This is a genomic window from Glycomyces xiaoerkulensis (genome assembly GCF_002798405.1).
Classification (GTDB): domain Bacteria; phylum Actinomycetota; class Actinomycetes; order Mycobacteriales; family Micromonosporaceae; genus Glycomyces; species Glycomyces xiaoerkulensis.
The window spans coordinates 120,484-134,918 of record NZ_PGGV01000032.1 but is presented as its reverse complement, the minus strand read 5'-3'; the positions used below and the strand labels follow the sequence as shown (position 1 = coordinate 134,918).

General features: G+C 68.6%; 10 protein-coding genes and 2 pseudogenes. 6 read left to right on the top strand and 6 right to left on the bottom strand.

Annotated features, from left to right (window positions below; genetic code table 11):
- Positions 1 to 7: 7 nt before the first annotated feature.
- Positions 8 to 354, top strand: a pseudogene (tnpA, locus tag CUT39_RS13470) (IS200/IS605 family transposase); the annotation flags it as partial.
- A 191-nt stretch (positions 355 to 545) separates the two neighbouring features.
- Here the strand turns inward: tnpA and CUT39_RS21255 are convergent.
- The 3 genes and pseudogenes from CUT39_RS21255 to CUT39_RS13455 all read right to left on the bottom strand — a co-directional run.
- A pseudogene (locus CUT39_RS21255) lies at positions 546 to 1,001 on the bottom strand (AAA family ATPase); the annotation flags it as partial.
- A 23-nt stretch (positions 1,002 to 1,024) separates the two neighbouring features.
- Positions 1,025 to 1,909, bottom strand: a complete 885-nt coding sequence (mqnP, locus tag CUT39_RS13460) for a menaquinone biosynthesis prenyltransferase MqnP (protein WP_100447420.1) — start codon at positions 1,907 to 1,909, stop codon at positions 1,025 to 1,027.
- Positions 1,902 to 3,362 carry a menaquinone biosynthesis decarboxylase gene (locus tag CUT39_RS13455; RefSeq protein ID WP_100447418.1) on the bottom strand — a complete coding sequence of 487 codons (1,461 nt, stop codon included), beginning with the start codon at positions 3,360 to 3,362 and terminating at the stop codon, positions 1,902 to 1,904. The genes mqnP and CUT39_RS13455 overlap by 8 nt, the downstream gene beginning before the upstream one ends.
- A gap of 218 nt (positions 3,363 to 3,580) precedes the next feature.
- Between CUT39_RS13455 and CUT39_RS13450 the strand changes: the two genes are divergently transcribed.
- Both CUT39_RS13450 and CUT39_RS13445 read left to right on the top strand, forming a co-directional pair.
- Positions 3,581 to 5,167: an MFS transporter gene (locus CUT39_RS13450; RefSeq protein WP_100447417.1), complete on the top strand. Its 1,587-nt coding sequence runs from the start codon at positions 3,581 to 3,583 to the stop codon at positions 5,165 to 5,167.
- Positions 5,168 to 5,182: 15 nt separating this feature from the next.
- Positions 5,183 to 5,827: a TetR/AcrR family transcriptional regulator gene (locus CUT39_RS13445; protein ID WP_100447416.1), complete on the top strand. Its 645-nt coding sequence runs from the start codon at positions 5,183 to 5,185 to the stop codon at positions 5,825 to 5,827.
- Between the two features lie 127 nt (positions 5,828 to 5,954).
- Here the strand turns inward: CUT39_RS13445 and CUT39_RS13440 are convergent, their stop codons facing one another.
- Both CUT39_RS13440 and CUT39_RS13435 read right to left on the bottom strand, forming a co-directional pair.
- Positions 5,955 to 7,757, bottom strand: coding sequence for a glycoside hydrolase family 6 protein (locus CUT39_RS13440; protein WP_100447414.1), 1,803 nt, complete (start codon positions 7,755 to 7,757; stop codon positions 5,955 to 5,957).
- A gap of 692 nt (positions 7,758 to 8,449) precedes the next feature.
- A complete protein-coding gene (locus tag CUT39_RS13435; protein ID WP_100447412.1) occupies positions 8,450 to 8,662 on the bottom strand; it encodes a BldC family transcriptional regulator in 213 nt (70 codons plus the stop codon).
- A 227-nt stretch (positions 8,663 to 8,889) separates the two neighbouring features.
- Between CUT39_RS13435 and CUT39_RS13430 the strand changes: the two genes are divergently transcribed.
- The 3 genes from CUT39_RS13430 (at position 8,890) to CUT39_RS13420 (ending at position 13,407) form a co-directional block, all read left to right on the top strand.
- On the top strand, positions 8,890 to 9,363 hold the full coding sequence (locus tag CUT39_RS13430; protein ID WP_100447410.1) for an Lrp/AsnC family transcriptional regulator: 474 nt from the start codon (positions 8,890 to 8,892) through the stop codon (positions 9,361 to 9,363).
- Positions 9,350 to 10,420, top strand: coding sequence for an L-cysteine desulfhydrase Cds1 (gene cds1, locus CUT39_RS13425; protein WP_100447408.1), 1,071 nt, complete (start codon positions 9,350 to 9,352; stop codon positions 10,418 to 10,420). The genes CUT39_RS13430 and cds1 overlap by 14 nt, the downstream gene beginning before the upstream one ends.
- 227 nt (positions 10,421 to 10,647) lie before the next feature.
- Entirely contained in the window at positions 10,648 to 13,407 is a 2,760-nt protein-coding gene (locus CUT39_RS13420; RefSeq protein WP_100447406.1) for a rhamnogalacturonan lyase family protein, read from the top strand.
- A 73-nt stretch (positions 13,408 to 13,480) separates the two neighbouring features.
- On the opposite strand, the gene CUT39_RS13415 is transcribed toward CUT39_RS13420, so the two are convergent.
- Positions 13,481 to 14,401 carry a YihY/virulence factor BrkB family protein gene (locus CUT39_RS13415; RefSeq protein WP_100447405.1) on the bottom strand — a complete coding sequence of 307 codons (921 nt, stop codon included), beginning with the start codon at positions 14,399 to 14,401 and terminating at the stop codon, positions 13,481 to 13,483.
- Positions 14,402 to 14,435 lie beyond the last annotated feature (34 nt).

Here is a 14,435-nt window from a genome sequence, read left to right as displayed (position 1 = left end):
CCCCGGACACCGGCGCGGCCTGTTCGATGAGGCCATAACCGACGACAGCGAGCATCTCATGCGCAAGGTCTGCGAGGGCTTCGAGGCCGGGCTGGGGGAGTTCAACGGCGAGAGCGCGACCACGTGCACCTGCTGGTCGGCTACCCACCGAAGGTGTCGGTCTCCAGGCTGGCGGGCTCGCTCAAGGGCGTCTCGGCGCGCCGACTCCGGTATGAGTTCACCGGCCGGGTCAACCGGGCGATCATGCACGGGCACTTCTGGTCCCCGTCGTACTTCGCCGCCTCCCGCGGCGGCGCGCCCCTATCGATCATCGGCCAGTACCTCGAGCAGCGGCAACGCCCCGCACAGCGGTAGGGCGTTTCATCCCCGCCCTGAAGGACAGGGCTTTCACACCAAAGCACGGTAATAGGGGATGCCGCCGCAGACCAAGTACGCCCTGACGCGGTCCTCGAAGTCGTAGCCGGGGTGGAAAGCGCCGCGTCGGCGACGGTGAAGGGCTCCAGCTTGAGTTGTCCGGTTCGGCGGCCGTACATCGTCCCCGCGAGCACCTCGTCCTCGAGGAACGAGACCTCGCTGCCGGAGACGATGAACGTGATGGGCAGATGCCGACCGGACTTGCGCCACCACACGTTGATCAGGCTCTCGAGCCCCTGCGACTGCCGGGCCAGGAACTGAAACTCGTCGAGCACGACCAGCGTCCGCCGGTCCCCGACGAACTCGGTGAGCCGGTCGAGCGCGGCTCGCCAGGAGGCCAGCGGCGGAGCCTGCTCGGGGTCCGAACCGGACGCCAGCGCCAGGTCCGCCGCGAACGCGGCCAACTGGTCGGTCTCGGTCGTCTCGGTGCCTTCGAACACGAGGGACCGGACGTCGGCGGCGAGGCGGTGGAGCAGTTCGGTCTTCCCGACCCGCCGACGCCCGTAGACGACCAGGAAGTCGGCCCGATCCGACTCGACTCGCTCTCGCAGCAACTGCAGTTCGTAGGTCCGGTCGGGGATCGTCATCTCGTGGTCTGGAGTGGTCGCACTCAGCGGATCACCAGATCGACCAGCGCGAACCCGAACATCGCGATGGCGATGAAGCCGTTCGCGGTGAAGAAGGCCCGGCCCACCCGGGACATGTCGTCCGGCCTGACGATCCGGTGCTCCCACACCAGGGCGGCCCCCACCAGGGCCAGGCCGGTCCAGTAGAGCGGGCCGAAGTCGGCCAGCAGTCCGAACCAGGCGAACAGCAGCCACGCGGCCGCGTGCGTCGCGGTGGAGGCGTGGAGGGCGGCCCGCACACCCCACCGGGCCGGGGTGGACCGGACGCCGACGCGGCGGTCGACCTCGACGTCCTGGCAGGCGTAGATCAGGTCGAACCCGCCGATCCAGAGACCCACCGCCAGGCCCAGCACCATCGCCGGGCCGGAGCCGTCGAAGGTGCCGGTGACCGCCAGCCAGGCGCCCACCGGGGCGACCATCTGGGCCAGGCCGAGGACCGCGTGCGGGTAGTTCGTGAAGCGCTTGGCGTACGGGTAGACGATCAGGGGCAGCACCGCGAGCGGGCTCAGCAGCAGGCACAGCGGGTTGAGCAGGGCAGCGGCGGCCACGAACACCGCCAGGCTCACCGCGCAGCCGGTGTAGGCGGTGCGGAGCGCGACCGCGCCGGTCACCAGCTCCCGGCCGGCCGTCCGGGGGTTCCGGGCGTCGATCTTGCGGTCGATGATGCGGTTGGCCGCCATCGCCAGGGTCCGGGCGGCGACCATCGCGACCGTCACCAGGGCCAGGGTCGCCCAGGAGAAGGCGTCCTCCAGCGCCATCACCGTCAGCGTCGACAGGTAGGCGAACGGCAGGGCGAACACCGAGTGCTCGAACGCGACGAGTTTGAGGAAGTCCCGCACCGGGTTGGGGCGGGCGGCCGTGTCAGTCAATTCCGTACTCTCTCCAGCGTCGGTCGACCGTGGCCTTCACCGCCGAGCTCATCCGCGTCGGCTCCGGCCAGCCGCGCGTGTAGCCCTCCTCGGGCAGCTTCGCGGTCGCGTCGATGCCGGCCTTGCCGCCCCAGAACTGGTGGTAGGAGGCGTGGTCGAGGTGGTCGACCGGGCCCTCGGTGAGTTGCAGGTCGCGGGAGTAGTCGACGTTGCCCAGCGCCCGCCACGCCACCTCGCGGTAGTCGTGGACGTCGCAGTCGGCGTCGACGACGACGATGAGCTTGGTCAGGCTCATCAACTGCAGTCCCCAGATCGCGCTCATCACCTTCTGCGCGTGCTTGGGGAACCTCTTGTCGATCGAGACGATCACGCAGTTGTGGAAGCCGCCGGCCTCGGGCATGTCGTAGTCGACGATCTCGGGGATCATGATCTTGATCAGCGGCAGGAAGATCCGCTCGGTGGCCTTGCCGAGGCCGCGGTCCTCCTGGGGCGGGGCCGAGGTGATGATGGTGTGGTAGATCGGGTCCCGGCGCATCGTCATCGTCTCCACGCGCATGACCGGGAACGGCTCGACCGGGGTGTAGAAGCCGGTGTGGTCGCCGAACGGGCCCTCGGGGAGGCGCTCGGCCGGTTCGGCCCACCCTTCGAGGACGATCTGGGAGGTCGCCGGGACCTGGAGCGGGACGGTCAGGCAGTCGGCCATCTCCACCCGTTCGCCGCGCAGGAAGCCCGCGAAGAGGTATTCGTCGATGTCGGGGGGCATCGGCGCGGTCGCGCAGTAGGCCATGATCGGGTCGGGGCCGATCGCGATCGCGATCGGCAGCCGTTCGCCGCGGCGCTCGGCCTCGGCGTAGTGGCCGGTGGAGTTCTTGTGGATCTGCCAGTGCAGGCCGAGGGTGCGCTCGTCGTGCTGCTGGAGCCGGTAGAGGCCGACGTTCCGCTTGCCGGTCTCGGGATGTTTGGTGTGCGTCAGCCCGAAGTTGTGGAACACGCCCCCGTCGCCGGGCCATACTTGAAGTCCGGGGAGCCGGTTCAGGTCGACGTCCTCGCCCTTGAGCACCACCTCCTGGCACGGGGCCTTGCGGGTCTTCTTGGGCGGCACGGACTTGAGCTGCATCAGCTTGCCGAGGCCGTCGCGGATGCCGGACCAGCCGACCGGCAGCTCTGGCTTGGCCAGTTCGCCTATGCGCCGGCTGATCTCGTCGAGGTCGTCCACACCGAGGGCCTTGCACATGCGCGGCAGGGAGCCGAACAGGTTGATCGCCAGCGGCATGTCGGCGCCGGCGGGGTTGTCGAACAGCAGCGCCGGGCCGTCGTCGCGGATCACCCGCTGGGCGATCTCGGAGATCTCCAGATTCGGGTCGACTTCGGCGGACACGCGTTTGAGCTCGCCGTCGGCTTCGAGTGCTCGGAGGAACGTTTGGAGGTCGTCATACGGGAATTTCGCGGCCACGGGCCCCATTCAATCACCTTCGGTCGCGCCCTGGAACCGGGAAAGTCGGTCGAGTGGCGGGCCGGCGCCGTGACCTGTCGGTCTTCGGCGATAGATTTTCATGTGAGCTATATTACGATACGGTACCGTTTCGTTTCGAAATGGCTTAGGCTGATGCGAAACACCACCGCGCCCCGCGCGGCAGCAAGGAACACGACCACTTGCAGTTAGGAAACCCCGTGACCGAAACCCGTTCCGAACCCGCATCGGAGGACACCGGCCACCCGCGGCGCTGGCTGATCCTCGGGGTGCTGGTGCTCAGCCTCATCGTCGTCGTCCTGGACAACACCGTCCTCAACGTCGCGATCAAGGTCCTGGCCGACCCCAACCAGGGCCTCGGGGCCTCCCAGAGCGAACTGGCCTGGATGATCAACTCCTACACCCTCGTCTTCGCCGGCCTGCTGTTCGCCTTCGGCGTCATCGGCGACCGCGTCGGCCGAAAGCGCATGCTCCTGGGCGGCCTGGCCGTGTTCGGCCTGGCCTCGCTGCTGTCGGCCTACGCCGACAGCCCCGCCCAGTTGATCTGGTTCCGCGCCCTCATGGGCGCCGGCGCCGCCGCCATGATGCCCTCCACCCTGTCGCTGCTGCGGGCCGTCTTCTCCTCCAAGGACTTCCCCAAGGCCCTCGGCATCTGGACCGGCGCGGTCGGCATCGGCGGCGCCATCGGCCCGATCGTCGGCGGCGGCCTGCTGGAGACCTTCTGGTGGGGCTCCATCTTCCTCATCAACGTCCCGATCGTCGCCTTCGGCCTGATCGCGGTCACCGTCCTCGCCCCCGAGTCGAAGGGCCGCCAGGAGCGGCCCGACATGGTCGGCATGGGCCTGTCGGTCGTCGGCCTGGTCAGCCTCACCTACGGCGTCATCGAGGCCGGCGACACCGGCTCGTGGGCCGGCGTCGAAGTCTGGGGCACCATCGCCTTCGGCGTGCTGGTCATGACCGGCTTCGTCCTGTGGGAGCGGCGCATCCCGCACGCCTCGCTCGACATGAGGCTGTTCAAGAACACCCGCTTCTCGGCCTCCTCGGCGATCATCGCGCTGACCTTCTTCGGCATGCTGGGCCTGTTCTTCTTCATGACCTTCTACATCCAGATCGTCCGCGGATACAGCCCGCTCCAGGCCGGCCTGCTGTTCCTGCCGATGGGCGTCGCGATGCTGCTGTTCTCGCCCGCCTCCAACGGCATGGTCCAGCGCTTCGGGCCGCGCGCCACCGGCGTGGCCGCGATGCTCCTGGTCATCACAGCCTTCACCACCGTGACCTTCCTCGACGCCGACACCCCGCTGTGGGTCCTGGCCGGACTGTTCTTCGTCCAGGGCATGGGCATGGCCAACCTGATGCCGCCGGCGATGAACACGCTCATGTCCTCGGTGCCCAAGGAGCAGGCCGGAGTCGGATCGGCCCTGGGCAACACCCTGCGCCAGGTCGGCGGCTCCTTCGGCGTCGCGGTCCTCGGCACCGTCATGGCCCAGGCCTACCGGGCCGAGATCGCCGTCGCCGCACCGGGGCTGCCCGAGGCCGCCCAGGCCGACATCGCCGCCACCTACGGCGCGATCGAATCCGGGCGGCTCGACCCGCAGACGGTCCCGGCGATCTCCCAGGCCGCCAACGAGTCGTTCCTCACGGCCATGCACACCACCGCGTACGCCGCGATCGGCGTCGCGACCGTCGGCCTGGTCATCATCGCCTCGTTCTTCCCTCGCAAGCGCGACGCGGCCCCGGCGGCGGCGCGGCCCGAGCCCGAGGCCGAACCGGCCATGAGCGAGACCTGAGAGAATAGGGCCGTGATGGGATCCCCCGAGCAGCTCGACGACGGCGAGCGGTGCCCGCGCCCGGCCGGCAAGGGCCGGCCGCGCAGCTCCGCCGCCAGCCAAGCGATCATCGACGCCACCCTCGACCTCCTGGCCGAGGAGGGCACGACCGGCGCGGTCTCGATCGGGGCGGTCGCCGAACGCTCGGGGGTCTCCAAGGCCACCATCTACCGCCGCTGGTCCGGCAAGGAAGAACTCATCGCCACCGCCGTCGACAGCCTCAAGGCCCCGATCGACATCGACCTGCCGCACACCTCAGTCCGCGACGACCTGCTCACCCTCGCCGGGCGCATCCGCAAGGACTTCACCCCGCGCGAGCAGGCCATCCTCAACTGCGTGGCCCTCGAACTGCGCACCAACCCCGACCTCCGCAGGTTCCACGACGAGCTCCACCAGCGCCGCCGCGCGGCCACCCGCCGCGTCTTCGAACTCGGCATCGAACGCGGCGAACTGCGGCCCGACATCGACCTCGACCTCGCCGTGGTCATGCTGGTGGCGCCCATGCTGTCGATCCAGGTCTACGAGCACCACCCCGAGCTCAAGAGCCCGGACCTGGCCGCGAACGTCATCGACCACCTGCTCCGCGGGCTCCACACCGAGGGCGGGACCGGCCCCCGCTGAACCTCCCGGACGCAAAAGAGCGGGGCCCCGCCGTCCCGCGGGGCCCCGATTTTCGGAAGGAACCGAGAATCCGGTCGATGGGTGCGGCCCGGCGCCCACTCACTGGCGCCGAGCCGCTACCGGTTATCTAGTTGAGCGGCGGGTAGGCGTTGTCCAGCAGCTCCTGGAACTGCTCGGACGACCAGTGGCCCGACAGCGGCATGTTGTCCCGGGCACCCGAGGGGTTGTTCCCGTTGCGCTCGTTGCCGCCGTAGTCCGGGTCGCACATCTCGTCGAAGCCCTTGCCCTGATCGTTGTCGATCTCCTCAGAGGCGCCGTCCGACTCGCCCGGAGGCTTGATCCAGACGTAGGCGTCGATGTTCGCCTCGGGGCTGGCCTGCGGACGCTCACCGAGGCCGGCTCCGGCCTGGTTGCACCAGTTGCCCTTCTGGATCCGCTGGTCGATCCGCGACTCGTCGACGTAGGTCACCGGGTCGTCCGAGGAGGAGGTACCGGTGGGCCGGTAGTCGCCGCCCCAGCCGTTGCGGCTGGTGTCGATCAGCATGCCCACGTCGGAGTTGTAGCCGTTCGCGATCAGCTCGTCCCGGAACGCCAGGGCGAAGTCGGTCTCGTTGTTGAAGTCGTTCCAGTCGACCCAGGGCAGGTCCGGGTTCTGGTTCAGCGCCTGGCCGCCGACGACGTCGTCGACGTCCCAGTAGGGCTCGTCGAGCGCCGAGTAGTTGGCGGTGTTGGTGATGAAGCCGTGCACGTCATCGGCCGTAGCACCCTCCATGCCCATGATCGAGGCGATCATCTCGGCCGAGGCGTTGAAGTTGTCGTACTCCTCGTTCGAGTCCTCCCAGCCGATCCAGCCGTGGTGGCCGGCGTCGATGTAGTTGTACGTGTTCGACAGGGCGCCCAGCTCCGACACCGCGTAGGCGATGCCTTCCTGGTAGTGCCCGTTGTCGAGCATCGTGTCGCAGGTGCTGGTCGAGGTGTCGCGCGGCGACACGTTGGTGACCAGGTTCGGCAGCGAGTCGATCTCGATCACGTTGACGATCCGGAGGTCCGCGTAAGCGGGGTCGTCCATGATCGCGACGATCTCGTCGATGTAGTCGTTCTTGTACTCGTCGATCTGGTCGGGGGCGTACTGGCCGTTGGAGGCCAGCGCGGCGCAGTCGCGACCGGGCAGGTTGTAGATGACGACCTGGATCAGGTCGGCGCCCTGGTCGACGGCCTCGTCGAGGTGCTGCTGGAGGCCCCAGCCGCCGGTCGAGCCCGGGTCGCCCTCACCGTGAATGGTGGGGGTGGAGTCCATCCACACACCGGTCGGCTCGTTGGCGATGGCGTCGCCGCCCGGCTCGGACGCGGCCTGGTCGGCCCACTGCGGGTTGACGTAGACCTGGGCCCCGTCGTACGGGTTGTCGACCTTGTCGCCCGGGTCCGGCGGGTCGGTGGTCGGGTCGTCGGTCGGATCGTCCGTGGGGTCGTCGGTCGGGTCGTCCGAGGTCGGGTCGTCGGTCGGGTCGTCGACCTGACCGTCGCAGACCACGCCGTTGATGCTGAACTGGCTCGGCGTGTCGGTGCTGCCGCTACCGATGAAGCCGAACACCTGGGAGGTCTGACCGGAGGCGATCGAACCGTTCCAGCCCATGTCCGAGCCGGTGAAGGTCGATCCGCTCTGGCTCCAGTTCACGTTCCAGGCGCTGCTGACCGAAGCACCGGACGGGAAGTCCCACTGGATCTCCCAACCGTCGATCGGGTCGCCCGCGGTGATGGAGACGTTCGCCTGGAATCCGCCACCCCAGCTGTTGACGACGTCGTAGTCGACTTCGCAGCCTTCCTCGGCGAGTGCCTGGTTCGCCGAGGCGATCGTCAGGGCGCTGGCACCGAGCGCGGCGACGGCCATGCCGGTGACGGCGAGCCTCCTGCGCCTTCGAGTTACTTGCATAATTGAATATCCTTCGTTCTACTCTGGGCCCCGGCCGCTGGGCGGCTCTGGTCGGGGGTTCCGTCGTTGTGTTTGGCTCGTGCGAAATCGGGTTGAGGGGCGTCGTCGCGAGGGAAGCGCTCCCAAGCGATGTATTGATAATCTCCGATGTGTAGATGGCCTGTCAAGGTTTTCGGGCCAATATTTCAGGAAGGTTTCTTCAGGAAATCGCCTGACTCCATGAATCCGCTCCCGCGCAACGGGTCTCGCCGAACGATCGCCCGGAAAGTTTTCCGGCCGCAGCGGCTTCCGTCTCGTGCACGGCATCTCACCCCGCGTTGCCGAAGGCGTCCGCATCCCGGTCCGAAGGCCGCTACCGCTCGCCGCGTCCCGATTACCGGGCGATTCGAACGGGAAAGCGGTCCTGCGCGGGGCAGGCGAAGGCGGTAGCGCTCCCAGGTTCCACATCGATGAACAACAATATATGACCGGCTGGTAAGACGTCCAGTCGAGGTCGCAATTCCCTTCACGGGCAAGAGAAGACGCCGGTCACCGCGCGCCTCGTCCCGGTCGCCCGCTCGCGCGGGCCCGGGAGGGCCGGGTGGGACCGGCGTTGTCGGTGTCGGGCGCCCGAGGCGCCGAAGTCTTCGCGGGCGGCGGAGCTGTGGCCCCGCTAGCCTGGTGAGTGCCGCGCCGCCTGCCGGCGGCCGCCGCTAGTGGCTCGCACCGGATTCGAACGCGGCCTGGGCCCCGGCGTCGCCTTCGAGCAGCGCGCGGACCTCGGACTCGCGGAATCGCCGGTGACCGCCCGGAGTCCGGATGCTTCCGATCCGGCCGGCCGCGGCCCAGCGCGTCACTGTCTTGGGGTCGACGCGGAACAGCGAGGCTACTTCGCCAGGCGTGAGTAGGCGGTCCTCGGTCTCCATGATTCCATCCTCCCCGTGATGAATACTCACTTAGTGCGGTTAAACCCATTACATCACTATTCAGTCAAACCTGCCATGAGTTCTTGGACATACTTTCGGTTGGTAGGTTTTGCCTGAAAGTACCAGGCGTATGACGACTGCGCTCGAAGCCGTTTTCTCCACTCTGGGTGTACCGGGGCATCACCCGGGCGGGCTGCACGCGCCGAATCTTTGGTTATCCTCGACGGGTGGACGAGATCGACCAGACCATCGTGAACCTCCTGCGCACCGACGGGCGGACCTCCTATGCCGAACTGGCGCGCCGAGTCGGTCTCACCGCGCCCTCGGTACAGGACCGCGTGTCCAAGCTCGAGAAGAACGGCGTCATCACCGGCTACCAGGCGGTGGTCGATCCAGAGACCGTAGGCCTGGGCATAACGGCCCTTATCGGCATCATCCCCGACAACAGCGCCGACCATCTCGAGATCTGCGATAAGCTCCGCGCCATTCCCCAGATCGAGTCGTGCTACTTCCTGGCCGGCGTCGAGTGCTACCAGCTCAAGGTCCGCGTCCCCAAGATGGCCGACCTCGAGAAGCTCATCCACCAGGTCTCGGCCATCCCCGGAGTCGCCCAGACCCGCACCACCATCACCCTGTCGACCAAGTGGGAGGACCGGCCCCAGCCCGTCCCGCCGACCGAGCTGGACTATGGAGTCGATTGACCGGTCCGCCGACCGCGGCTGGACGCACTGGGCCATCACCGCCGTCGCCGCCGACTCGAACCGCTCGGCCGACACCCACCTGCTGCCCTTCCCACTGCCCGAGGACTGGGGCGTCGACCTGTACCTCAAGGACGAGTCGGTCCACCCGACCGGCTCCCTCAAGCACCGCCTGGCCCGCTCGCTGTTCCTCTACGCCGTCTGCAACGGCTGGATCGAGCAGGGCACCACCGTCATCGAGGCCTCCAGCGGCTCGACCGCAGTCAGCGAGGCCTACTTCGCGCGCATGCTCGGCCTGCCGTTCATCGCCGTCATGCCCGCCACGACCAGCCGCGCCAAGATCGACCAGATCGAGTTCTACGGCGGCAAGGCCCACCTCGTCGACGACCCGGCCGCCGCCGTCGACGAGGCCCGGCGGCTGGCCGAGCAGACCGGCGGCCACTTCATGGACCAGTTCACCTACGCCGAGCGGGCCACCGACTGGCGCGGGAACAACAACATCGCCGAATCGGTCTACCAGCAGATGAGCCTGGAGCGGCACCCGGTGCCGGCCTGGATCGTCGTCGGCGCCGGCACCGGCGGGACCTCGGCCACCATCGGCCGGTACGTGCGCTACCGCTGCCACGACACCCGGCTTTGCGTGGTCGACCCCGAGCATTCGGCGTTCTTCGCCGGCTGGCGGGACTCCGACCCCGCCGCCGAGGCCGACCGCGGCTCGCGCATCGAGGGGATCGGGCGCCCGCGCGTCGAGGCGTCCTTCGTGCCCGACCTGGTCGATCGGATGATCAAAGTAGAGGACGCCGAGTCCGTCGCGTGCCTGCGGTGGGCCTCCGAGCGCCTCGGCCGCCGCCTGGGCGGCTCCACCGGGACCAACCTGGTCGCCGCGCTCGCGATCATCGCCGAGATGCGCGAGGCGGGCCGCCGCGGCAGCGTGGTGACCCTGCTGTGCGACTCCGGCGGCCGGTACGGCTCGAGCTACTTCGACGACGGATGGCTCGCCGAGCAGGGGATCGATCTGCGGCCGGCCGAGGCGCGGCTGGCGGCGCTGCTGCCGGACTGAGCCGAGCCGAGGCCGGGCGGCCGCGGTCATGAATCGATTCATGTTGAAATCGCGTGCCGTGAGCGCAACTCTCCCACAGCCCTCCATTGCAAGGATCGACATGTATTGACTTTCCAGAGAGCTGCAGGTAGCGTCCCTCAGCAAATAGTAGTCGCTCGCCGTGAAGACTGCTCAAGAAATTGAATCGATTCATGGCGAGTGCCCCTCCCTTCGCTATGGAAGTGAATATGACACCCGATAGTGCTCCTCGACGGCGCCGCCGCGCCCTCGCGGGACTCGCGGCGGTCGCGACCGCCGGCGGGCTCCTCGCAGCGGGTTCGTCGGCCCAGGCCCAAGAAACCACCGACGACTGGAAGTACGACTTCGGCCCGGCCGGCCAGACCGTGGCCGAAGGCTACGCCGGAGTCGACCGCGGCACCGCCTACTCCGCCGAGGCCGGCCACGGCTTCACCACCGACATGACCCCCTCGCTCGACCGCGACCGGGGCGCCGAGGACGACCCGGTCGGCCGCGACTTCATCGCCTGGTTCGGCGGCGAGTACACCTTCGCCGTCGACGTGCCGAACGGCAACTACACCGCCGCGGTCACCGTCGGCGACTACATCGGCTCGGCGGAATCGGACTTCGCGTTCGAGGGCCGCGCCCACGGCTCGATCAGCCCCGGATCGGAGTCGGTCAACACCGAGGAATTCGCGGGCGTCTTCGTGGAGGACGGCCGACTCGACATGACCGTCAGCGGCCGGACCGGACACCTCAACGGCCTCGAGCTGACCCGCGTCGGCGACGTCCCCGACGGCAACGATGAACCCGACGAGCCCTGCGAGGACTGCGCCGCGGCCGTCGAGAGCATCGACCGCGCTCCGGTCGCCGTCAGCGTCGACGACGGGGTCTACCTGTCCTGGCGCGCCTTCGCGAGCGACCCCGAGGGAACCGCCTTCAACGTCTACCGCGACGGCGAGCCGATCACCGACGAGCCGACCGAGGCGACCAACCTGACCGACGAGGCCGGCACCGTCGACTCGACCTACTGGATCGCCACCGTCGCCGACGGGGCCGAGACCGGCTACACCGACGCGGTCGACGTGTGGTCCGACCAGTACGTCGACATCGACATGAACCGCCCCGAAGGCGGCACCACCGAAAGCGGCGACTACACCTACCAGCCGAACGACGCCACGGTGGCCGACCTCGACGGCGACGGGACCTACGAGCTGATCCAGAAGTGGGACCCGACCAACTCCCAGGACAACTCCCGGTCCGGCCACACCGGCAACGTCTACATCGACGCCTACACACTGGACGGCGAGCAGCTCTGGCGCATCGACCTGGGCGTCAACATCCGGGCCGGGGCGCACTACACCTCGCTGAGCGCCTACGACTTCGACGGCGACGGCAAGGCCGAGCTCGCGCTCAAGACCGGCGACGGCAGCGTCGACGGCGAAGGCACGGTCATCGGCGACCCCGAGGCCGACCACCGCAACGACGGCGGCTACATCCTCACCGGCCCGGAGTACCTCACCGTCTTCGACGGCGAGACCGGCGCTGCGCTGGACACGGTCGACTACCAGCCCGACCGCGGCGACATCTGCGACTGGGGCGACTGCTACGGCAACCGCGGCGACCGCATGATGGCCGCCGTGGCCTACCTTGACGGCGATTCGCCGAGCCTGGTCACCAGCCGCGGCATCTACACCAAGTCGGAGCTCTCGGCCTGGGACTGGGACGGCGAGAGCCTCACCCGGCGCTGGCACTTCCTGTCGACCGACTTCGGTCCCCAGTACACCGGCCAGGGCAATCACCAGTTGTCGATCGCCGACGTCGACCTCGACGGCCGCGACGAGATCGTCTACGGGGCCATGACCCTCAACGACGACGGCACGCCGCTGTACAGCTCCGAGCTGGGCCACGGCGACGCGCTGCACGTGTCCGACCTGGACCCGTCCGACGAAGGCCAGGAGATCTTCTCCCCGTTCGAATGCATGGGCTGCTCGGGCGGCATCGGCGCCGCCCTGCGCGACGGCGAGACCGGCGAGGTCATCTGGTCGATGCCCGGCGACAGCGACATCGGCCGCGGCACCTGCGGCGACATCGACCCCGACCACGCGGGCGCCGAATGCTGGGCGGTCAGCGCCGACGGCAGTTGGGACTCCAAGGAGGGCGAGCTGCGCGCCGCCGACGGCACCCTGATCTCGAACTCGATCCCGTCGGCCAACCACATGGTCTGGTGGGACGGCGACCTGGGCCGGGAGATCCTCGACCACGAGTTCAACGAGCCGGACTACGTGCCGATCTACCCCTACATCGCCGAGTGGGACCACGAGTCCGACTCCCAGGAGGAGATCTTCACCCCCGAGGGCGTGCACACCAACAACGGCACCAAGGGCAACCCGGTGCTGACGGCCGACCTGTTCGGCGACTGGCGCGAGGAGGTCCTGCTCCGCAAGGAATCGAACGACGGGGTGCGCCTGTACACCACCGCGATCGAGACCGAGCACTCCATTCCGACGCTGATGCACGACCCGCAGTACCGCCTGGCGATCGCCTGGCAGAACGAGTCGTACAACCAGCCGCCGTGGCCGAGCTTCTTCGTCGGCTGGGACATGGACGAACCGGAGTGGAAGCCGGTCACCGGCGACGAGCCGCGCGACGAGGCCGAGGCGCCGTACGCCTTCGGCTCCTGCCAGGTCGATTACATCGTCCCCTCCGACCGCGGCAAGGGATTCACCGCCCGGCTGGAGGTCACCAACACCGGTGACACCACCATCGAGGACTGGAACCTGGTCTGGAAGGGCTCGGGCGTCGACGCCGTCGACGTCTCCTGGGGCGCCTCGATCGAGGCCTCGGACGGCACCCTCACGGCCGATCCGCACTTCTGGGGCGACTCGATCCGCCCGGGCAAGACCCGGCAGATCGGCTTCCGGGGCACCGGCGACCCGGACGATCCGGGCATGTTCCTGATGAACGGCCGCATCTGCACCGCGGCCTGACCACCCTCACAACTCCAACCGGACAGTGGATGGGAGGCGGCCCGGGCGGCACAGCGCCCGGGCCGCCTCCGCGTCACGGCATCGGCTCGCCGGGCCTGAAGCGCTCGCCGTTGGTGATGCGGGTGCGCTGGTAGAGGTCGATGGCGGTGCCCCGCGGGGAGGTCGCGGTCCAGGAGGCGGCGATCATCAGCAGGATGTTGAACAGGTAGAGGAAGATCAGCAGACCCACCGCGGTGCTGACCGCCTGGTAGGCGGGTCGGTCGGAGACGTTGAGGATGTAGATCCGGCCGGCGGTCTTGAGCAGCTCCAGGCCGACCGCGACGGCAATCGAGGCCGCCAGGACCCGCTGGGGCGGCAGGGCCAGGCGCGGCAGCGCCTGGAGCAGCACCGCCGCCAGCAGGGCGTTCGCCAGCAGGCCCACCAGGACCGAGGCGCCGCGGATCAGCAGCGCCGGCCGGCCTTCGGCCGGATCGAGCTCGAGCCAGGCGAGGAATGCCTCGGCGCCGGCGGTGGCGCTGATGGTGATCAGCAGCAGCACCGACAGACCGAACAGCACGACCAGGTCGATGAACCAGCGCAGGATCGGATTGCCCGGCTGGGCGTCCAGGCCCCACACCTGGCGGATCGACGCCCGCACCGACTGCACCCACGCCACGCCCGCCACGACCAGCGCGATCCCGGCCAGGATCGTGACCGACTGCCGGGAGTCCTCCAATACGCCGATGTCGATCACCGGCAGGTTCGTCTCCAGCCAGGACTCGACGGTGCGGTAGACGCCGGGGAAGTTGAGCAGGTAACCGAAGATCGACAGCGCCAGCAGCGACATCGAGAACGCCGCGAAGAAGGCGTAATAGGAGATGGCGGCGGCCAGTTGCCCGGCGTGGACCTCGAAGAATCGTTCCTGGGCGCGCCAGGCGTGGTCGGCGAAGCCCCACCGGCTCCGGCCCGCGGTCACGACGCGGTCCAACCACGCCCCCACATCAGGGAACTTCACGTCACGATTCTGTCAAAGATCCAACGTGCGGCGC